We start from the raw sequence: 20413 nt of genomic DNA, 5'->3' as shown, positions 1-20413 counted from the left end.
AGAATGATTTACTTTCTTATTTTTACAGAAATTTACGAATCTGCCATATGAGTTCATCTTTTGAAAGGTATCAAAAAAGACGTCTTATTTCCTCTTATTTTTCGGTAGTGATCAGTATTGGGCTGGTGCTTTTTCTATTGGGCCTGCTTGGTTTGTTGGTATTGAACACCAAGAAAATAGCTGACCACTTCAAGGAACAGATCGCCCTTACCATCTACCTGAAGGATACGGCGAAAGAAGTTGAGATCAATCAGCTCAACAAAAGCCTGGCTCTGGCAGAATATACCAGGACAACCAATTACGTTTCTAAAGAGGAAGCAGCCGAAGCACACAGCAAGGAAATTGGTGAGGATTTCATGGAATTCCTGGGCTACAACCCGCTTCAAAATTCGATCGACGTTTACCTTAAGGCAGATTATATTAGTTCGGGAGAAATTGACCAGATCGCAGAAGATCTCACCTCAAAAAGTTTTGTGGATGAAGTAGTTTATGACAAACCACTTATCTCCCTATTAAATGAGAACGTTACCAGGATAAGTTTCTGGATACTGGTGGTGAGCGGAATTTTCACTTTTATCGCCGTATTATTGATCAACAGTTCTATAAGACTGGCGGTTTACTCCAAAAGATTCATCATTAAGACCATGCAAATGGTGGGCGCCACAAAAAGGTTCATTAGAAGGCCTTTCATCTGGAAAAGTGTAAAACTGGGAATGATAGGTGCTGTGCTGGCTTTGGCCGGGATGGGCGCCGTGCTCTACTACATGGATAAAAGTTTCCCTGAACTGAATCTTCTTAATGATGTTTACCTGCTGGCAGGACTTTTTGCAGGAGTATTCTTGATGGGGGTAATAATTACCTGGTTAAGTACGTTTTTCGCGACCCAGCGTTTCCTGAATCTTAAAACAGACGAATTATATTACTAGATAATGCCACTAATGCACTAATAACCTATGGGAAATCTCCTCTACAAAGAAGAATCTTATGAATTAGTAGGTATTCTTTTTGATGTTCATAATGAATTAGGTGGAGGATTTCTTGAAGTTGTTTATTCAGATGCTGTAGAGTATGAATTGAAAAAACGCAAAATTCCATACGAAAGGGAAAAGAAGTTCCAAGTACATTACAAGGAAACAGTCCTGCCTCATCATTTCTTCGCTGATTTTGTTGTATTCGGAAAAATAGTACTTGAATTAAAATCTACTACTCATCTTCATGATTCACACATTGCCCAATGCATAAATTACCTTAAAATTTCAAAACTGAAGCTAGCAGTATTAGCGAATTTTGAAAGTGATAAGTTAATACACCACCGAATTGTGGTTTAAAGAAAAAAGGAGTTAGGGAAGAGAAATAAAAGGAGAGTCACTAAATTTGACCGCTATTAAAAGAATATTAGTGCATTAGTGGCTTAAATAAATTATATAATCATTGAAAATGAAGAAGAACAACAAAAAACCTTTGCACAAACAGGATCTTAACTTCGTCTTTGAAAAGAAGAACTACATTGTCATGGGCATTGGCCTGGCGGTGATCGCACTGGGGTTCATTCTCATGTCGGGCGGCGGAAGTGATGATCCAAACGTTTTTAATCCTGAGATCTACAACTGGAGAAGGATACGCCTGGCACCGGCCCTGGTTCTACTTGGATTTGCAATTGAGGTTTACGCCATTCTTCTTAACCCCCGAAAATAAATAATGGAAGTTGTTGACGCTATTTTCCTTGGCATCGTCCAAGGCTTAACCGAATTTTTACCTGTTTCATCCAGTGGTCATTTAGAGATCGCAAAAGCCATTTTAGGAGATACAAGTGTTCCTGAAGAATCATTAATGGTAACAGTGGTACTGCATTTCGCGACAGCTTTAAGTACCATCCTTGTTTTTAGAAAGGACGTGGCAGAGATCTTCCGCGGGTTATTTGCCTTCAAGTGGAATGACGAATTCAAATTCTCCCTGAAAATCATTATCTCCATGATCCCGGCAGCACTTGTTGGTGTACTTTTTGAAGAGGAACTGGAAACGTTCTTTGGAGGGGCGCTAACCTTTGTAGGATTCATGTTAATCATCACTGCATTGCTGTTATGGCTGGCAGATAAAGCAAAAAGCACCGGAAAACCGGTAAGTTATAAAGACGCGTTCGTAATTGGAGTTTCACAGGCGATCGCCATACTTCCCGGTATTTCAAGAAGTGGAGCAACGATCTCAACTTCGGTATTACTTGGGAATGACAAGGCTAAAGCCGCACGTTTTTCGTTTTTAATGGTCGTGCCTCTTATCCTCGGAAAGATCGCAAAAGACCTTTTAAGCGGAGACTTAACCGGAACCACCATTGAACCATTACCTCTTTTGGCCGGGTTTGCAGCGGCATTCATTGCCGGTTTCGCGGCCTGTACCTGGATGATCGCGTTGGTAAGAAAGAGCAAGCTTTCCTATTTTGCGATCTACTGCTTCCTGGTGGGAGTGATCGCCATTACTTATGAATACGCATTTGCCTAAGATTTATGACAGAAGAAGAATTTAAAGCGGGACAGGTATTGCTGTTTGACAAACCATTGGACTGGACCTCCTTTCAGTTGGTCAATAAGGTTCGCTGGCTTATCCGGAAGAATTTTAAGATCAAAAAGATAAAGGTAGGTCATGCCGGAACTTTGGATCCGCTGGCCTCAGGGTTACTCATCATCTGTACCGGAAAAGCCACCAAAACCATCGACCTTATTCAGGGCCAGGAAAAAGAATACACCGGTTCGATCACGCTGGGCGCCACGACTCCTTCCTACGATCTTGAAACTGAAGTAGACGCCACCTATCCGATCGATCACCTTTCCGAAGAAAAAATAATGGAAGCCACCAAAGCTTTTTTAGGGGACATACAACAATATCCTCCAGTGTTTTCAGCGTTAAAGAAAGACGGAAAGAGACTCTATGAATACGCCCGAAGCGGTGAAGAAGTCAAGATTTCGGCACGAAACGTGCAGATTTCAGAATTCGAGATCACCCAGATCGAGATGCCGAAAGTGCATTTTAGAGTGGTGTGCAGTAAAGGAACATACATCAGGAGCCTGGCTCACGATTTCGGAAAGGAATTGGGAACCGGCGGGCATCTTTCAGCTTTACGACGCACCAGGATCGGAGAGCATTCCGTAGCGGATGCCCATGACCTCGATTCTTTTGTAAATGAGTATCTTTCTCAGGAAGAATAGACAAAAATGGATTTTTTTGAGAGACATAAAGCGCTGATCATTACTGTCCTGCTTTTTTCTGTTTTGCTATTGGCCATGATCAACATCAATATTTCCAATGCGAACAAAAAAGTAAGGGAAACGCTTATTGAACTCAATGACCTGAGGCCTGAAGAAACCAAAAAGCAGGAACCCAAACTGCAGGAACAAAAACAAACTTCTCAAAGACCTCCCACTTTAAAGACCCACCAGGCCTTCAACCAGGACCTGGAAGAAAGTCAGCGGAAGATGCAGAGCAGGCTGGACGAGATCTTTGAAAAGAACGCTGCTGAACAAAAAGCTTCAGAAACCGATGATGCGAAGTCCTCTTCAGGAGACATCAATCTCACCGAGAACAAAAGAAAAAAAACTCAGAAAGCTTCCGAAGGGAATAACCAAACGAACGAAACTTCACTTAAAAAAGGCAGTTTCAGGAGCAGTTCTATTTCATTCTCGCTGCAGGGAAGATCTGCCATTGACATTCCCAACCCTATTTACACCTGCGATTCACAAGGCAAGGTCGTAGTGAATATTGTGGTCAATGACTACGGTGAGGTGATCGAAACTTCAGTAAATAAACGAAGTTCCACCACCACCAATGAATGTTTAATCGACAATGCGCTGGAATATGCATTGGGAGCACGTTTTTCACAATTACCGGGGAGAAGGACTCAGCCCGGAACCATCACCTATTATTTTCAGGACTAATGGAAAAAAAGCAACGTTGCGGCTGGTGTGAAGGCGACGCCCTTTACGAAGCCTATCATGACACCGAATGGGGAGTTCCACTTTACGAAGACGACCAGCTTTTTGAATTTTTGATCCTGGAAACCTTTCAGGCCGGACTTAGCTGGATCACTATTCTTCGGAAAAGGGAGAATTTCAGAAAGGCTTTTGACAACTTTGATTATAAAAAGATCGCCGATTATTCTAAAGAAAAGGTAGAGGAACTGATGAATGACAGTGGGATCATTCGGAATAAACAAAAGATCCTGGCAAGTATATCAAATGCGGAAGCTTATATGAAGATCCAGGAAGAATTCGGTTCATTTTCTGGATACATCTGGAAGTTCGTAGATGGGAAACCTATCCAAACCAACCTGAAAAGTTACAAACAAGCTCCTGCCAGCACAGACCTAAGTATCGCGATTAGTAAGGACCTTAAAAAAAGAGGTTTTAAGTTCGTGGGGCCAACCGTGGTCTACGCGCATATGCAGGCAACGGGTATGGTAAATGACCATGAGATGGATTGCTTTCGTCATGAAGAGGTAAAAAATATGGCCTGAGCTTATTTCAGGTATTCCAGGAAAATCACTCTGGGGATCTCTGCGGCACCCAGGCTGGCAAGATGATCAGTATACACCTGGCAGTCTATAACCTCCACTCCTTCCGCCTTAAGCTTCTCCACCAACTTGATAAATCCGTATTTAGAGGCATTGCTCTTTTTGGCGAACATGCTCTCCCCGCAGAAGACTTTCTTTTCCTTCAGATATATTCCGTAGAGCCCTCCCACGAGTTCATTTTCATCCCACACCTCAACCGAATAGACAATTCCTTCCCGGTGTAATTCCAGGTATGCCTGTTTCATTTTAGGAGTGATCCAGGTGCCTTCCTGGCCTTTCCTTGGTACCGTAGAACAATTGTCGATCACAGCCTTGAAATCCCTGTTGAAAGTGACATTAAAAACGTCTTTCTTAAGAAGTTGTTTCATACTTTTTGAGACCTTGAGATTTTCCGGAAACAATACCATTCTGGGATCAGGGCTCCACCATAAAATGGGCTGGTTGGCATCATACCACGGAAATATCCCCATGGAATAGGCTTTTAGAAGCCGTTGAGGAGAAAGGTCTCCTCCATAGGCCAGCAATCCTACAGCGTTCGCCGATTCTACCGGCGGAAAATCATCATTTGGACCCAGAAATTTCAAGCAGAAACAATTTTTATTTAGAGGGAAAAATAGCGAATTGCTGAAAATAAAAAAAGCCCGGAAGATCTCCCGGGCTCACAATTCATTTACTAATTTCTAGAAAGGAAGATCGTCATAATCTTCGTCATTCATATCGCTCGCAGGCTCAAACTGGTCTGCCGGAGGAACCGGAGCACCACCTTGAGGCTGAGCGGCAAGGTTTTCAATTCTCCATCCTTGAACAGAGTTGAAATATTTGGTCTCTCCCTGTGGGTTCACCCATTCTCTTCCGCGAAGGTTAACACCGATCTTAACCGGTTGTCCAACCCCGTAATTGTTAAGCAGGTCACATTTGTCCTGCACAAACTCAATAAGAATATGTTGAGGATATTGCTCTTCTGTAGTTACTACCACTTCTCTTTTTCTAAAACCGTTGCTTCCAAAGGATTTAGTTTCCCCTATCATCTTAATCTTTCCTTGTACTTCCATATCACATTTTATTTGCTAATAATATTTTCCAGGCTGCAGCCGGATCATTTTTCTCTAAATATTCTTTTGCCTTATGATGAATATTCTCACCATTATTATTCTTTAAAAATTCGGAAATTTCAGGATCTCCCTGAACGAATTCTTTAATTTCTTCTGCGGAAGGCAAATTTTCCACATTCCCCAGTTTCCCAAGGTCATTACCTGTTAGCACCTTACTGTTCCTGATATCTTCAGAAATAGCATCAACCCCAATCCCTAAAGTCTGAAGCGGTTTTGGCACTTCGAACATCCCCGAAATTGCTCGGGAATACCAGTTACCACCCATGCGTGCAACCAGGTCAATTTTATGCTGGTCAATATAACCATTTTCATCTAAAATCTCATTCTGAATATGCATCTTCAAAACCTCACAAATTACCAGGTTTCCTGCCCCACCTTCATTCCCGAGTTCTACTATTTCGTTGATCTTACATTCAAATTGCACGGGAGCTTCTGCTACCCTGAAAGGTTTTACCACTTCTGAAGGAAGCATACTGAAACCGGCTTTTTCAAACTCATTGACACCTTCTTCATACTCGGTGCTGGAAAGTGACACCTGGTGCACCATATCATAGTTCACCACATTGATCACCACTTCCATGGTAGCCTTCGCGTTATTAAAAGTGTGTTTGACCGTATTATCCCTTCCCCTTCTGGCCGGGGAAAATATTAGAACAGGTGGATTTGCACTAAAGACATTGAAAAAACTAAAAGGCGATAAGTTCGGCCTTCCTTCGGCATCAATAGTACTGGCAAAAGCGATTGGCCTTGGACCGACGGCTCCCAGCAGGTATTGATGCAACTTAGAGGTAGGTATTTCCTTTGGATCTATAGTGAGCATTTTCAAAAATTTTGACAAAGGTAACGAAACCACCTAAGGAATGAAAAAGAGGCTGCTACAATATTAATTAAGTGAAAACACTTATATTTAAACGCACAAAAAGCATTGCCTACATGAGGTTTTCAGATAAAAGGAACTTTCGCCGCTGGTTCATTATCCTTACTTCCCTAATACTTATTTCACTTATCGTTTGGAATGCTGTTGCGTTCTTTCAGCGAATCAAAGAAGAGGAACGTCGAAAAATGAACATTTGGGCATCAGCCCAGGTGTATCTCGATCAGGTGGACACAGACACCGGCCTTGACCTTTATCTGGCAATTATAAACAGTAATTCCAGCATCCCTACAATCCTAGTTGATGAGAACGGGAACATTGTAGATGCCATGAATATTGAAGACGAGGTAAGAAACGACCCCGAATTACTTCAGGATTTCTTAAAGGAGATCAAATCTGAAAATCAGCCTATAGACATGGATTTGGGAGAAGGGCGAATTAACCGTGTTTATTATGGTAATTCCCCCATGCTCAACAAACTGAAATACTATCCTGCGGCTCTTATGTTCATTATCATTCTGTTCATCGCGGTGATCTATTTCTTTTACAAGACCACTAAAACCAGTGAGCAGAACAAGTTGTGGGCGGGAATGGCAAAGGAAACGGCGCATCAAATCGGGACACCGCTTTCATCCCTCATCGGATGGACAGAGATCCTGAAGGAAGAAAAAGTGAATCCCACCTATCTCACCGAGATCGAAAAAGATGTGGACCGACTTCAAACCATCACCGAAAGATTTTCAAAAATAGGATCTGCCCCCACTCTTCAGCCGGTAGACATCGTTGAGAAAACAAAAGATTCCTTTGATTATCTAAAAGCCAGGAGCTCCAAGCTCATTACTTTTAACCTGGACCTGCCAAGGGTTACAATTCTTGTAAACCTCAACCCGCAACTTTATAGCTGGACCATTGAAAATCTGGTACGCAACGCGATCGATGCCATGAAAGGAAAGGGAGAACTGGAGATAAGCCTAAAACACGATACCCGTCATGTCTATATTTTTATTAAGGATACCGGGAAAGGGCTGCCAAAAAGCAAATACAAACAGATTTTTGAACCCGGATACACCACTAAAAAACGAGGTTGGGGACTGGGTCTGTCACTCGCAAAAAGGATCATTGAAAAATATCACCAGGGACGAATTCGAGTACTAAAAAGCGAGTTAAACAAAGGCACCACCTTTGAAATTATATTACGAAAAGTTAGAACCGTTGCATAGATTCTCTTAGATCTGTAGGGATTGGTAAAGACTGATCCTTACTAAAATCAAAAAACACGGCTATATCCCTCCCCTCGGCACATACTTCGCCCTTTTCATTCAATATCACCTGATCCAAACCGAAGCTGCTGTTCTTGATGTAAGCCAGTTTAGTTTTAACGATCGCCTTCCCGGGATAAAAAAGCGATTTTTTGAAATCGCAATGAGTTGACACCAGGATCGCTCCTTTATTGGTTTCTGAAAAAAGGGTAGCAAGACCCGTAGCTTCCCAGAAATTGACCCGACCAGACTGCAGAAATCTTATAAATGTAATATTATTGACATGTTTGTACATATCAAGGTCACTGAAGTCAATACGCAGCTCCAGTGAAAGTTTGTAGTCCTCAAGGCTCATTATATCTGGGCTTTAATATCTTCAGCGATCTGTTTGAACTCTGCGTCTGTAAGCTCCTGCACCTGCGCGAAATTCATATCTCCCATAGAATTCAAAGGGATTAAATGAACATGCACGTGAGGCACTTCAAGACCGACCACAGCTACCCCGACACGTTTACACGGAATCGCCTTTTCCACCCCTTTGGCTACCTTTCTGGAGAAAGCCATTAATCCCATATAGGTTTCTTCGTCCAGATCGAAGATCTTGTTCACCTCTTCCTTGGGAATACACAAAGTGTGTCCTTTCACATTGGGTCTAATGTCCAAAAAGGCCAGGAATTTATCGGTTTCAGCGACTTTGTAAGCGGGGATCTCCCCGTTTATGATCTTTGTAAATATAGTTGGCATAACTGTTTAGTTTTTGAGTTGATACAAGTTAGAACTTTCATGAATAAGGTCAAACCTCATTAAAACAAAAAATCCTTTCAAAAAAGAAAGGATCTTGTTTTTAACTTTTTCAGAAGGAGTTAATCTCTAGTGATCTCCAGGATCTCAAACTTCAAAGTACCGTTTGGCACCTGAACTTCAGCGACCTCCCCTACTTTCTTGCCTAAAAGGCCTTTTCCGATAGGACTGTCTACAGAGATCTTCCCTGTTTTAAGGTCTGCTTCACTCTGCGCTACCAGCTTGTACTTCATTTCAGCACCATTCGTCTGGTTCTTGATCTTCACCGTTGAGTGAACAAGGGCTTTAGAAGTATCTAATTGGGACTCATCAATAAGACGAGCGTTTGCATAGATTTCTTCCATCTTGGAAATTTTCATTTCCAGAAGACCCTGGGCTTCCTTAGCGGCGTCATATTCTGCATTTTCACTTAGATCTCCTTTATCGCGGGCTTCGGCAATAGCCTGAGAAGCTTTGGGACGCTCTACATCTTTTAACTGATTGAGTTCGTCTCTTAATTTTTTAAGTCCTTCTGCGGTATAGTATGATACTTTGCTCATATCTTGAACGTTTTACATAAATAGAAAAAATCCCATGCTTTGACGGGATTTCTAACAAATATACTAAATATTAATATCTAGTACAATTATAATCTTGTAGCTTTGAAAAAAGGATTTATGAGAAAATTTTTTTTGTATCTATTGCTGAGTCTGCCATTTTTAGGCTGTTCAGGAGATGATGAAATTAGGCAGAATCCATATCTGCAGGATATCAGCTTCACGGCCCGATTCGATCTGAACCTTCCGGAATACAACAGCTTAAATTTCCCAGGTAACCATTTTGTGACTACCAAATACGGAATTAAAGGAATTGTAATTTATAATTTGAACAATAGTCAGTATTTGGCTTTTGAACTTACAGACCCAAATCACGTTCCACAAAGTTGTTCCCTGTTGACGGTAAAAGGGATCGAAGCCAGCTGCTCCTGTGACGAGAACGTCTATAACATAGTGACCGGGCAGCTGGTAGAAGGAGAAGGACAATACTCCCTGAAACCTTACAGAGCAATATTAAGGGGAAGTATCCTGGAAGTTTCAAATTAAAAAAACCCTCCTAAAAGAGGGTTTTTTGACAATGTTCCGGCTGTATTCTAGAACCTTAAATTAACTCCAACTAAAAAGTTTCTTGTTGCCTGCGGATAATACCCGGCCCCGTCAAAAGTTTCATTTCCTATCGCGTACGTATAATAGTATCCGTTCGATACGTATTCCTCACTAAAAATGTTATTTATAAGTCCGGTAAAAACAACTTCCTTGAAGAAAGGTGCTTTTTCCCATGTGTACTGCAAGTTAAAGTCATTCACAAAATAGCTTTCAAGCAGGGACGCATCATTTTCCAGGTTGCTCATGTATTGCTCACCAACATATTTGGATAAGAACTTTAACTCAAGGTTTTTTAATGGCCTGTACTCTAAAATATTCGCCGCGATCACTTCGGGAGAATACGAAACATCGGTCTTTCCGAAGTTTACCAATTCCCCGTCCCAAGTTGCGAACCAATCATCATTCTTATTTTGGCTTAGCGCTATGTTTGGTCGCCAGTTCAGTTTATCAGATAATTTTACAACCGCGTCTATTTCAAGACCCAGCCTGTAACTGTTCCCGCTGTTTGTTCGAATAGGTGATCCAACATCGTCCAGCTCACCGGTAAGGACCAACTGATTTCTGTAATCCATATAATAAAGGTTCGTATTGATCTGCATTCCACTAGTCTTCAAACGCCAACCCAGTTCGTAATCGTTGAGTTTTTCAGGTTCAGGGTTGCCATTTTCATAATCGGTGCGGTTAGGCTCTCTATGAGCTCTGGCAAATGAAAAGTAAAGCTGGTTCGCCTCGGAAAGCTCATAGGTAAGACCGGCTTTAGGATTGAAAAACACGTGCTCATCATCAATGAAGAACGGCGTGTTCTCTTCCACGAAACCGTCAACTTCATAATGCACTCTTCTTAACTGAAGGTCCCCATAAAAAGACAGATCATCTGAAACCGCTATTGTTGCCTTTCCGAAGAAATTCAAATCACTTTTTTGAGAATTGTTCTCATAATAGCGTTGTAAAGGAGAATTTGTAGGCGCAAAACGGGTGTAGATCACCTCTCCAAAATGATCTCCCAGGTAATTGTTCCAGGCCCCTCCAAAGATCATTTTCATTTTTTCCTCTTCAAACTGCACGTTAAAAGTGGTTCCGTAGAAATCATTATCCAGCCATTTTCGGGTGACAAGATCAGATTCTGATATTTCCTCCCCATTGGCAGTAAAGTCAGGAATTCCGTATTCCGAAAGGGTTTCACCAGCTCTGTACGACTTATAGAATCCGCGACCATAGGTATAGTGCAAAGCCACGTTCGAAGACCACTTTCTGCCATATTTTTGGTTCCACAGTAATTGATAGTGATCCTGTTTATAATTGTCCACATGGTTCTCGTAGAACTGCAGGTCACCATTTTCATCCTCGTAAGCCCCTGCATAATTAAAGGTACGGTCATTAGCAAGGGTTTCGGCATCAATACCATCCCAGGCCTGGTAAGTAACTTCACTTCCGCCAAAGGTAAGTGCCTTGATCAAGGTGGTTTCACCCACATAAGCTCCCTGGAAGAAATAAGATTTCAGGTCACTGGAAGCACGGTCAATATATCCGTCACTTTTGATCACAGAAGCCCTTCCGGAGAATTCCCAGTGATCATCATACAGACCGGTACTAAACTTCACCGTGTGCTTTCGTGTATTGTATGATCCAAAACTATTCGCGATCTCTGCGGAAGGTTTAATATTGTACCTATCGGTAAGAATATTAAGGCTCGCTCCAAATGCTCCGGCCCCGTTAGTTGAAGTTCCCACACCTCTTTGCAGCTGAAGGTTCTCTACCGAAGAAGCGAAATCTCCCAGGTTCACCCAAAAGGTACCCTGGCTCTCGGCATCATTATAAGGTACCCCGTTAATGGTAACATTCACTCCTCTAGAATCTGTTCCTCGCACCCTGATGCTGCTGTAACCAATCCCAGCACCGGCATCACTGGTTGTCACCACTGCAGGCATGTATTGCATTAGGGTTGGAATATCCTGCCCCAGATTTCGGTCTTCGATCTCCTCATTTCTAAGGTTACTATAAGTAATGGGTGAATCAGCGGAAACCCTTACTGCGGAAAGAAATACTTCCTCCAGTTCTTCAGCCGCATCACTCATGTCTATATTCAAAATTATATCTGAAGTGACGCTCACAGGTACCTTTTTTTGATTTCCGTTAGAAAAAATAAGTACATACTCTCCTTTTTCGAGTCTCAGGGAATATTCTCCCAGTTCATTCGTTTCAGTTCCAAAGGAAGTGCCCGAGACGCGAACGATGGCCTTGTTTAGCGCTTCTTCACCATAGGTGACCTTTCCGGATACTTTAAATTCTTGAGAATAACTGCTGAAGGAAAACAGCAGGCAAGTGGTAAATAAGAATAGATATTTCATTCGTAAAAATTTCTACGAATAAAAGGGGCAATTATTCTTGTTGTTAATTGTTTAAAATAAAAAATCCTGAAAAACCACATTTTACGAGGTTTAACAGGAGTGCGATACTTGTGTGCTTTAGCACAGATCCCTTGGCAGCATTACCTGCCCAGGTTCTTTGGGTATAATCTCAGCTTTCTTCTTAAATAAAGAAGTAGGCACCCCTTTGAGACGTTGCAAATTTAATTTGTTTTTTTTGATTTAACCTAATTTTTGATTCTTTCCTTTAAAAAGCTATTAATTTTATCTTTTTCATGCCTTTATGACTAAAAAAAGACCATCTATTACGATCACCGTATTTGCAGGATATATCTTACTGGCTGCTTTGGCGGGGTTTGCTGTGTGGTTTGTTTACAACCAGGTTATCACCTTTACCAATATGACCGACCGAAATAATTCGGGAAACGAAAAATTACTCTTGGTGGGAGAAGCGGCTGCCCAGCTATATGAAGCGGAAAGTCTTAGCCGTCAGTTGATCCAGAACGGTGATCTGGAAGGCCTTGAAAACTATACCGCGAAAATAGACTCCATAAAAGCGACCTTGCTTTCATTACAAAGGGCAGATTCAGATGAGTCTCTTGAAGAGGAGGTTGACAGCATAAATATTCTTCTTTCTCAAAAGGCAAATAATTTGGAAGAATTGCTTGAACTAAGGGCCGGTGGAGAAACAGAAAGTTATTATCTAAGGGTCCTGAATGAACTTCAGAAAGTTGACCAGACTTTTGAGGTCCCCAATTACGAAGAACGGTTCAAAGAACTGGAACCTCACCAAAGAAACGTACTCATCAAATTATTGGAATATTCTCAGCAGGAAAATCCAGATACCACCAGTCTCTCCGCCGATTCTCTTATTACTGCTGTAAAATCTGTATTAAGCGACCTCGAAAAACAAGAACGGCAGTATCGTATTGCCCTGAAGAGCACAGAAAATGATTTGTTTGCAAATGAGATCAAACTCAACAACCGGTTAAGAAGCTTGCTCTCCACGATCGAAGCTGAAGAGCGTCAAAAGACCCTGAAACAGGTTACCAACTGGCAATCAACTGTAGAAAATACCTCAAAAACCATTGCACTGATTGGTGCGGTGAGCCTCCTGGTGATCCTCATTTTCGTGTTCCTGGTGATACGTGATGTTTCCCGAAGCCAGGAATACAGAGTGCAACTCGAAAACGCCAAGGGCTATGCTGAATCTCTTTTGAAAAGTCGGGAGCAGATCATGAATACCGTTACCCACGATATGAGATCTCCATTGAATTCGGTTGCAGGATACACCGGACTTCTTGAAAAAACCGACCTTAACAAATCTCAAAACCGATATCTTAATCAGGTAAAAAAATCTTCCAATTACCTGCTCCATTTAGTAAATGACCTTTTGGATCTTTCTAAACTGGAAGCTGGAAAAATGTCTATTGAGGAATTATCCTTTAACGCGAAGAACCTGATAGAGGAAACTGTCGAAAACGCAATTCCCCCTGAAAAGCCCAGTACAGTCGAGGTTTTGGTCAATGTTTCAGATCAACTTGACCGTACTGTGATCACAGATCCATTCCGGATAAAACAAATACTCACCAACCTGGTTAGCAATGCCTGTAAATTTACCCAAAAAGGGAAAGTAGAAATAAACGCCACTTTAGAGAAGAATATTTTAAATATCGAGGTTTTAGATACCGGGATTGGGATTTCAAAAGAACAACGTGAAAAGGTATTTGAAGAATTCTCCCAGGAAGACACCTCTATTGAGAAAAAATACGGAGGATCTGGTCTGGGCCTTGCCATAAGTAAAAAACTTACCGAACTATTAAACGGGGAGATCACTTTGGAAAGTGAACCGGGAAAAGGAAGTACATTTCTTGTACGAATTCCGGTAAAAGTTTCTGAAAAACCTAGTGTCGAAAAAGCACCCATAAAGGAAGTTCTGGCTGAATTAAAAGAAAAATCTGTTCTTATAGTTGATGATGAGCCCTCTCAATTAGGGTTATTGACCGAATTGATCAAGTCTCAAGGAATGAGCTACCGAACAGCATCGAACGGAAAAGAAGCCTTGCGAAAATTAAATGAAAAGAAAGTTGATCTTGTGCTTACAGATATACAGATGCCCGAAATGGATGGCCTGGAATTAATGAACGAAATTAAAAGCAATAAAGAGTTGCATCACATACCGGTCATCGCTCTGTCAGGTCAATCTCATGTTCATCCCAAAGAATACTTACAACATGGTTTTAAAGGAAGTTTATTGAAGCCATATTCTTCGGAAAGGTTACTGGAGCTAATCGGGGAAATTCTTCAAGTGGAATTCAAAAAAGAGGAACAAAAATTAAGTCCGGTCGACCCTACCAAACCTTATACGCTTAGGGAAATAAAAACCTTTTCAGGTGGTGATCAGCAAGCCTTAAACACAATTTTGGAGTCCTTCATTCAAAGTACAAAAGCAAACAGCGAAGCCCTCGAGGTCGCATGTGAAAATGAGGATTTCGAGAAGGTTTCTGCCGTGGCTCACAAAATGTTGCCCATGTTCAGACAATTGCAAGCCGGAGAGCTTATTCTAAAGTTAGAGATCCTTGAAAGTGCTGATCCTGAAAAATTAAAAAAGGTAAAAATCAATTCACTTTCTGAAAAGATAGATCAGCTTTTAAATACACTTAGACAGGAGATCAAAGTTTGATCCCATATTGTTTCAGTTTATTATAAAGAGTTTTGCGATCTATAGACAGTAACTTGGCCGCTTTACTTTTATTTCCGTTGGTCTTTTCGAGGGCATCAAGTATCAATTCCTGTTCATTCTTGCTCTTGAACAACCCGTAATTGGATTCGTCTTCAATTTGTCTTTTTGAGGTCCTTACTTCATGTGGCAACACTTCGGGCAAAATATATTCTCCCTGCGTAAGCAGAACTGCCCGTTTCACCACATTTTTAAGTTCGCGGAGGTTTCCCGGCCAGGGATAGGATTTAAAGATCTCAACGGTATCTTCAGAAAAACCGGCAATATCTTTCTCCAGTTCTTCATTCGCGCTATCTAAAAAGTAATTGGCAAAAATCATAAGATCCTCCTGTCTCTCCTTTAGAGCAGGTACTTTGATAGTAAATTCATTAAGTCTGTGGTAAAGGTCTTCCCGGAATTCCCCTTTTTTGACCAGCTCAAAAAGATCCTCATTCGTGGCGGCGATCACCCGGATATCTACATGGATCTCTTCATTACTTCCTACAGGTTTTACCTTCCGTTCCTGCAAGGCGCGCAATAACTGCACCTGCAGTTCATAATTAAGATTTCCTATTTCATCTAAAAAGATAGTTCCTCCATTAGCGGCTTCAAAGTGGCCAGTCTTATTGGTGACCGCGCCGGTAAATGAGCCTTTTACATGTCCGAAAAATTCACTGGAGGCCAGTTCTTTTGGAATAGCCCCACAATCTACTGCGACAAATGCCTGGGCATTTCGTTTACTCTTGAAATGTATGCTTTTGGCTATCTGTTCCTTTCCGGTTCCACTCTCCCCCATTATTAGAACAGACATATTAGTGGGAGCAACAAGGTCTATGTAATTATTAAGTTTCGCTGAAGGTTCACTTACCCCTTTAATATAAGTATCCTCAACTATCGTAGATTTTGAGGACCTTGTTTTGGTAGTCGCCGTGGCACCGGGCGTAGAAATAGAATCATTCTCCAGGGCCGCTTTAATTGATTTAAGGATCACTTCAGGATGAAAAGGTTTAGCTATATAATCTACAGCTCCTTCTTTCATGGCATTCACGGCTTTGCTTATTTCAGCATAACTGGTCATCATGATGACTCCGGTTGCCGGGTTTTGTTGTTTTACGGCTTTCAGAATTTCGAGACCTTCCTTATCTGGCAGTCTCACATCAGAAATTACAACATCAAATTTTTCAGTTTTAAACAAATTCAGTGCTTCATTAGCATTATAAACTGCTTCCACATCATAGTTTTTCTTTACCAGAAACGTTTTCAGCATGGTACAGAAAGCGACATCGTCTTCAACTATTAAAATTTTTGCCATAAAGTATTTAGAATAATCACAAAATTAGGTTTTTAAAAACCCGTAAAACCAAAAATAAGCATAAAAAAAAGGAGCCAAAAAAGCTCCTTTTAAATAATTTAACCTTCTCAAGGTTTGAATTAATCCCCATTTTACAAATATCCATTCTAAATATTCCTCTCATTCAACCTGTTAGTAGGGGTAAAATCGAATGAAGAAAATTTCTCTAACACAAATGTTCCTTCCAGGATATCCGCCACCGGGAGTTGGTTTCTCCATTATTGGTGATTAGTTGCTATTACTCTTTATCTAGCCAGTTACCTTCAGCATCGGCATAAAGTTCTTTCTGCTCACCATCGGCAGTTTGAATTACCAATTTAAATTCCTGACTTGCTTCAGTCTCCTTAACGTGTGCTTCAGCGATCACCGCTCCTGCGAAATCACGCTCTACTGCTTGTTGCACGGCAGCAGGAAGATCCTCAATAGCCACTTGGGTAAATTCAGTTTGTTGAGCTACTGTTTGCTCTACGGCTACTTCTTCTTGAACTGTTGCCTGAGCACTAAGGGTTTGTGTAGAAAACAGGATTGCTGATGCAGCTACTACAGATAAACATATCTTTTTCATAATTCTAGTTTTTTAATTTGTTTTAGTTGATTACTTATATGAAAGAAACGTACCAATACTCAAAACCCTTTAGGCACCGCCCAAAACACCTATAAACAGGCGGTTTAAAGAGTCTTATAATTTTATTAAGGAATGGGAAAAAGCGGGGTGTCTCCCCAAAATTTGTAGAATTACTCCCCAGAAAAGGGATATTTTAGTCTTTTAAAGGATCTTTTCGACCGGCCTTTTTCTCAGACCTCATCTTTTTCTCTCGCAGTCTTTTAAGTTTTGCTGCCTTTGGAGGTTTGGTTTTCTTACGGGGTTTCGGTTTTTTTACCGCTTGGGTTAATAATTCTAAAAACCGATGGGTCACTATCTCTTTATTTTTATGCTGGCTCCTGGATTCGTCACACTGAAGGATCAGCTCCCCATCATTGGTAAGCCGGGAAGCCAATTTCTTTAATACACGCTGTTTTTCTTCTTCGGAAAAAGCTTCCGAAGAGTCTATGCTAAAATGAAGTTCAACCTTAGAGGCGACCTTATTGACATTTTGCCCGCCGGCACCGGAACTGCGCACCGCTTTATAAGAAGCTTCCTTTATGAGAGTATCTTTATCCAACCTGTTATTTGACCTGGTGGGAGGGCTTAAGAAGGTCGGTCACCGTTTTCACCGGATTAAAAGTTTCAACAGGCACCTCCACGAAAATGGTATTCCAGTCAGACATACCGCCATTCCATAATCCCGGAAGCTCCAGGGCTTTTAATTCTTTACCGTCTTTGGTCTTTTTTGCGATGAAACTAGTTTCTTCATCCACGAACTTTCGCAGATCAAAATTCTCCCCTTTATAGTTTTTGAAGGAACAAACCACATCTACAGGATTAAAATGAGTAGACTCTTGAGCGATCTTGCTTTGCTGATAATTTTCGTGGTCTATTTGAGAACTCTCCACAATTTGAAGAGAAACTCCCCCGTCTTTATGATTCACCCAAAAAGGACCTCCCCCGGGCTCACCTTCATTTTTAACCATTCCGCAAATACGTAATGGTCTGTTTAATTTCCTTTTTAGAGCGGAAATTTTTTCTTCGGTAGAAAGCTCCTCAAATTGAATCCCTAATCCGGCATTCAATTGATTTTGTAAAAAATCAATCATCTCCTCCAGATCGCGCTGGGAGATTTCAGCCTCCAGTTTCCTTAAACAGGTAAAGATCTTTTCCTGAAGCTCGAGCAGTTTCCCCGCGAGCATTTCTTTATTTTTAGCATTTAATTCCCTGTTTTTAGGAACCACAACATTGTCAATATTTTTTATAAAGATAATATCAGCTTCCTGTTTGTTCAGGTTTTCTATAAGAGCTCCGTGTCCACCCGGCCTAAAGAAAAGGTCTCCGTTCTCCTCTCTGAAGGGTTCATTTTCAATGGTTACCGCAATCGTATCTGTTTTTGGGTCTTGATAAGAATAGGTGAGCTCAAATTGCATGCCCGTTTCATTCTCAAGTCTTGGCTTCACCCTCTGGGTTTCGGCCTCAAATTTTTCACGGTGTTCTTTAGAAATCGTAAAATGTATTCGCACCTTATTGTTTGAAGCGGCATAATCTACAGCTTCCCACAAATGCTCTTCGAATGCAGAGACTACATGGTTCTCATATTTATGAAATGGCACCAAACCTTTTGGCTGATCACCCAGGTCCAGGCCATCTTCAGCGAGCATTAATTTTACAAAGATGACTTTCTGTTTTCCTTCGGAAAGTTCCTCGTAATCTGGATGGCGTTCTTTAATCAGATCCATGAGCTCATCATAGAAAGGAAGGTCTTTTGTTCGGCTTAGGAAAAGCTCAAGTTTCGGGTCATTCTTACGATCCAAAAAGGTATCCAGATCTTCTTTTTCAGGATCGAATTCTTTCAGAAAGTTATAAAAGGCCTTAAACATGCGGGTTGCCGCACCGGAAGCAGGGACAAACTTCAATATGTTTAACTCATCTTTCTGGCGACGATAAAAGGATACTATTTGTTCCTTTTCCTCTTCGGGAATTTGAAGTATCCCGTTCTTAATAGTGGCAGCCTCTCGAATGTTGACTACGATATTGCCTCGCTTGAAAATCGCGATCTGTTCTTCTACTTTTTCAGAAGCAATTCCTTTCTCTTCTATTTGAGTTAAATCTCTTTTACTAAAGCTCAACTTTTTTCTTTTTTATAAGTTCTTCAACCATACGCACAGCAGTCTCAAACCGCTCTTCCACATTCCCCCTAAGAATGTGGTATGGTTTGTTGTATTCATCTAAAGGTTTCTTGAATTTGGCAAACATATGCTCCCTTTGATGGGGCCGGTCACGCAAATCGTCTTCAACCCAGGGAACGTCAATATACGTTAAAAAATATAGATCGTAATGGGCTTTTAACGCATGTTTAAGAAGGGTGGGAGCGCAAAATCCATCAAAATAAGCCTTAGAATAAACCACTGTTTCCAATAAGTTAGTATCGCAAAAAAGCACCTTATCGGCCTCCCTGGCCTTTTTATTTTCAAGCGCCATCTGGCCCCTGGCAATTGGAAAAATATCATCCAGACCACAGATCTCCTTTTGATCATCCCATTTTTTCTGAAGATAATCCCGGGAGAACTCCGGCACCCACTCGGTATTAAAATGAGACGCCAGCATCCTGGAAAGTGTTGTTTTTCCGGTAGATTCCGGACCAAACATCACTATCCTCAGGCAGTCTGTAGTGTGTTGTTCAAGCTCTTTTTCCATGAGAGGTAGCCAAATATGGCAATTATTGTAAACAAAAAGTATTGAAAACTGGTAAACGTAAGGCCTTTATAAAAATAAAGCGGAACCGATATCAGATCCCCTATGATCCAATAAATCCAGTTCTCAAGTTTCTTACGGGCCATTAACCACATCCCTACAAAGAACACAGCAGTAGTAACCGTATCAATATAGGCAGTCCAGTTATTCCATTTGTCGAAATACCGGTAGACAGCATACACAAAAATCAGAGTTGCTATAAAAATAAGCACGCTCCATATCTTTTCCTTTGGCGTGGTACGGGTCACAGGGGTGAAATGAACGGCGTCTACTTTCCGTGTCCAGATGTACCAACCGTAAACACTCATACAGGCATAATAGAAGTTGATCATCATATCCCCCAATAATTCCCATTGCCAAAGCAGATAAACGAAAATGATGGTACTAATTATCCCAGTAGGGTATACAAGGATATTTTCCTGTTTTGAATACCATACCGACAGGAAACCGAAAATTACAGCGATAATTTCCAGGAAAATGTAAATACTGGGATAATCCTGGTATTGCTGAAAGAAGAAATCAAAAATTGGCTGCATACTCACTTCTATTGCTTTTGACAATCTTCATGGTCAAAAGTACGTGGTCCAAAGATTGAAAAGTTTCTTTGATCTCTTCGGTCAGGAATCCCATTAATTTATCATAATCCCCATAGACCTGTGTGCTCAAGGGATTTTCCAATACTGTAAAACCAGACTTCCTAAGTGTTTTTATAAATTCTTTTATAGGGGTCTCGAAGTCATCCTGAAGCGGTGTAAGGGCAAGTTCAACTGAAATTTGCATAACGATGTTATTTTAGCATTTTAAATAAAAAAAGCCTGTCACAGGCTTCTATCTATTACCAAAATTAGAAAGATTAGTACAGTTAGCATCCTTTTATAAGGAATA

General features: G+C 41.1%; 24 protein-coding genes. 10 read left to right on the top strand and 14 right to left on the bottom strand.

Annotated elements, in window-relative coordinates; translation table 11 throughout:
• The first annotated feature begins 47 nt into the window (after window positions 1–47).
• From ACFQ1G_RS12025 to ACFQ1G_RS11995, 7 genes are all read left to right on the top strand, one after another.
• A complete protein-coding gene (locus ACFQ1G_RS12025; protein WP_380739876.1) occupies window positions 48–926 on the top strand; it encodes a cell division protein FtsX in 879 nt (292 codons plus the stop codon).
• A 27-nt stretch (window positions 927–953) separates the two neighbouring features.
• Window positions 954–1328, top strand: a complete 375-nt coding sequence (locus tag ACFQ1G_RS12020) for a GxxExxY protein (RefSeq protein ID WP_380739874.1) — start codon at window positions 954–956, stop codon at window positions 1326–1328.
• Window positions 1329–1437: 109 nt separating this feature from the next.
• Complete coding sequence (locus tag ACFQ1G_RS12015) at window positions 1438–1695, top strand: DUF3098 domain-containing protein (protein ID WP_380739872.1); 258 nt, start codon at window positions 1438–1440, stop codon at window positions 1693–1695.
• Between the two features lie 3 nt (window positions 1696–1698).
• Entirely contained in the window at window positions 1699–2496 is a 798-nt protein-coding gene (locus tag ACFQ1G_RS12010; protein ID WP_380739871.1) for an undecaprenyl-diphosphate phosphatase, read from the top strand.
• A 5-nt stretch (window positions 2497–2501) separates the two neighbouring features.
• Window positions 2502–3200 (top strand): tRNA pseudouridine(55) synthase TruB, encoded by a 699-nt coding sequence (truB, locus tag ACFQ1G_RS12005; protein WP_380739869.1) that lies wholly within the window; start codon window positions 2502–2504, stop codon window positions 3198–3200.
• 6 nt (window positions 3201–3206) lie between these two features.
• Window positions 3207–3926: a hypothetical protein gene (locus ACFQ1G_RS12000; protein ID WP_380739868.1), complete on the top strand. Its 720-nt coding sequence runs from the start codon at window positions 3207–3209 to the stop codon at window positions 3924–3926.
• Window positions 3926–4504 carry a DNA-3-methyladenine glycosylase I gene (locus tag ACFQ1G_RS11995; protein ID WP_380739866.1) on the top strand — a complete coding sequence of 193 codons (579 nt, stop codon included), beginning with the start codon at window positions 3926–3928 and terminating at the stop codon, window positions 4502–4504. Before ACFQ1G_RS12000 ends, ACFQ1G_RS11995 begins: the two co-directional genes overlap by 1 nt.
• 2 nt (window positions 4505–4506) lie before the next feature.
• Here ACFQ1G_RS11995 and aat read toward each other — a convergent pair whose 3' ends face one another.
• The 3 genes from aat to ACFQ1G_RS11980 form a co-directional block, all read right to left on the bottom strand.
• Window positions 4507–5145: a leucyl/phenylalanyl-tRNA--protein transferase gene (aat, locus tag ACFQ1G_RS11990; protein ID WP_380739864.1), complete on the bottom strand. Its 639-nt coding sequence runs from the start codon at window positions 5143–5145 to the stop codon at window positions 4507–4509.
• 96 nt (window positions 5146–5241) lie between these two features.
• Window positions 5242–5613, bottom strand: a complete 372-nt coding sequence (locus ACFQ1G_RS11985) for a DUF3127 domain-containing protein (RefSeq protein WP_380739862.1) — start codon at window positions 5611–5613, stop codon at window positions 5242–5244.
• Window position 5614: 1 nt separating this feature from the next.
• A complete protein-coding gene (locus tag ACFQ1G_RS11980) occupies window positions 5615–6493 on the bottom strand; it encodes a flavin reductase family protein (RefSeq protein ID WP_380739861.1) in 879 nt (292 codons plus the stop codon).
• Between the two features lie 71 nt (window positions 6494–6564).
• Here ACFQ1G_RS11980 and ACFQ1G_RS11975 point away from each other — a divergent pair, with 71 nt between their 5' ends.
• Window positions 6565–7767 carry a sensor histidine kinase gene (locus ACFQ1G_RS11975; protein ID WP_380739859.1) on the top strand — a complete coding sequence of 401 codons (1203 nt, stop codon included), beginning with the start codon at window positions 6565–6567 and terminating at the stop codon, window positions 7765–7767.
• Here the strand turns inward: ACFQ1G_RS11975 and ACFQ1G_RS11970 are convergent.
• The 3 genes from ACFQ1G_RS11970 to greA all read right to left on the bottom strand — a co-directional run bounded on the left by ACFQ1G_RS11970 (window position 7751) and on the right by greA (window position 9146).
• Window positions 7751–8161 (bottom strand): acyl-CoA thioesterase, encoded by a 411-nt coding sequence (locus tag ACFQ1G_RS11970; protein WP_380739857.1) that lies wholly within the window; start codon window positions 8159–8161, stop codon window positions 7751–7753. The genes ACFQ1G_RS11975 and ACFQ1G_RS11970 overlap by 17 nt on opposite strands.
• Window positions 8161–8550: an HIT family protein gene (locus ACFQ1G_RS11965; RefSeq protein WP_380739855.1), complete on the bottom strand. Its 390-nt coding sequence runs from the start codon at window positions 8548–8550 to the stop codon at window positions 8161–8163. The genes ACFQ1G_RS11970 and ACFQ1G_RS11965 overlap by 1 nt, the downstream gene beginning before the upstream one ends.
• A 119-nt stretch (window positions 8551–8669) precedes the next feature.
• On the bottom strand, window positions 8670–9146 hold the full coding sequence (gene greA, locus ACFQ1G_RS11960; protein ID WP_380739853.1) for a transcription elongation factor GreA: 477 nt from the start codon (window positions 9144–9146) through the stop codon (window positions 8670–8672).
• A gap of 117 nt (window positions 9147–9263) precedes the next feature.
• Between greA and ACFQ1G_RS11955 the strand changes: the two genes are divergently transcribed.
• On the top strand, window positions 9264–9689 hold the full coding sequence (locus ACFQ1G_RS11955) for a hypothetical protein (RefSeq protein WP_380739851.1): 426 nt from the start codon (window positions 9264–9266) through the stop codon (window positions 9687–9689).
• A 47-nt stretch (window positions 9690–9736) separates the two neighbouring features.
• Here ACFQ1G_RS11955 and ACFQ1G_RS11950 read toward each other — a convergent pair whose 3' ends face one another.
• Window positions 9737–12097: a TonB-dependent receptor gene (locus ACFQ1G_RS11950; protein ID WP_380739849.1), complete on the bottom strand. Its 2361-nt coding sequence runs from the start codon at window positions 12095–12097 to the stop codon at window positions 9737–9739.
• A gap of 301 nt (window positions 12098–12398) precedes the next feature.
• Between ACFQ1G_RS11950 and ACFQ1G_RS11945 the strand changes: the two genes are divergently transcribed.
• A complete protein-coding gene (locus ACFQ1G_RS11945; RefSeq protein ID WP_380739847.1) occupies window positions 12399–14798 on the top strand; it encodes a hybrid sensor histidine kinase/response regulator in 2400 nt (799 codons plus the stop codon).
• On the opposite strand, the gene ACFQ1G_RS11940 is transcribed toward ACFQ1G_RS11945, so the two are convergent.
• From ACFQ1G_RS11940 to ACFQ1G_RS11910, 7 genes are all read right to left on the bottom strand, one after another.
• Entirely contained in the window at window positions 14788–16146 is a 1359-nt protein-coding gene (locus ACFQ1G_RS11940) for a sigma-54-dependent transcriptional regulator (RefSeq protein WP_380739845.1), read from the bottom strand. The genes ACFQ1G_RS11945 and ACFQ1G_RS11940 overlap by 11 nt on opposite strands.
• A 277-nt stretch (window positions 16147–16423) precedes the next feature.
• The gene (locus ACFQ1G_RS11935; RefSeq protein WP_380739843.1) at window positions 16424–16750 is read right to left on the bottom strand and encodes a hypothetical protein; all 327 of its coding nucleotides are present in this window, start codon (window positions 16748–16750) and stop codon (window positions 16424–16426) included.
• Between the two features lie 193 nt (window positions 16751–16943).
• A complete protein-coding gene (gene arfB / locus ACFQ1G_RS11930; RefSeq protein ID WP_380739841.1) occupies window positions 16944–17348 on the bottom strand; it encodes an alternative ribosome rescue aminoacyl-tRNA hydrolase ArfB in 405 nt (134 codons plus the stop codon).
• A gap of 4 nt (window positions 17349–17352) precedes the next feature.
• Entirely contained in the window at window positions 17353–18903 is a 1551-nt protein-coding gene (locus tag ACFQ1G_RS11925; RefSeq protein WP_380739839.1) for a DUF4301 family protein, read from the bottom strand.
• Complete coding sequence (locus tag ACFQ1G_RS11920) at window positions 18893–19471, bottom strand: AAA family ATPase (RefSeq protein ID WP_380739837.1); 579 nt, start codon at window positions 19469–19471, stop codon at window positions 18893–18895. Before ACFQ1G_RS11920 ends, ACFQ1G_RS11925 begins: the two co-directional genes overlap by 11 nt.
• Window positions 19432–20064 carry a nicotinamide riboside transporter PnuC gene (pnuC, locus tag ACFQ1G_RS11915; RefSeq protein ID WP_380739835.1) on the bottom strand — a complete coding sequence of 211 codons (633 nt, stop codon included), beginning with the start codon at window positions 20062–20064 and terminating at the stop codon, window positions 19432–19434. The genes ACFQ1G_RS11920 and pnuC overlap by 40 nt, the downstream gene beginning before the upstream one ends.
• Window positions 20048–20308, bottom strand: coding sequence for a YkoF family thiamine/hydroxymethylpyrimidine-binding protein (locus tag ACFQ1G_RS11910; RefSeq protein WP_380739833.1), 261 nt, complete (start codon window positions 20306–20308; stop codon window positions 20048–20050). The genes pnuC and ACFQ1G_RS11910 overlap by 17 nt, the downstream gene beginning before the upstream one ends.
• Window positions 20309–20413: the final 105 nt, after the last annotated feature.

Origin of the sequence: Salinimicrobium gaetbulicola, assembly GCF_042676025.1 — a bacterium.
GTDB lineage: Bacteria > Bacteroidota > Bacteroidia > Flavobacteriales > Flavobacteriaceae > Salinimicrobium > Salinimicrobium gaetbulicola.
This window is presented reverse-complemented; position numbering and strand designations above follow the sequence as displayed.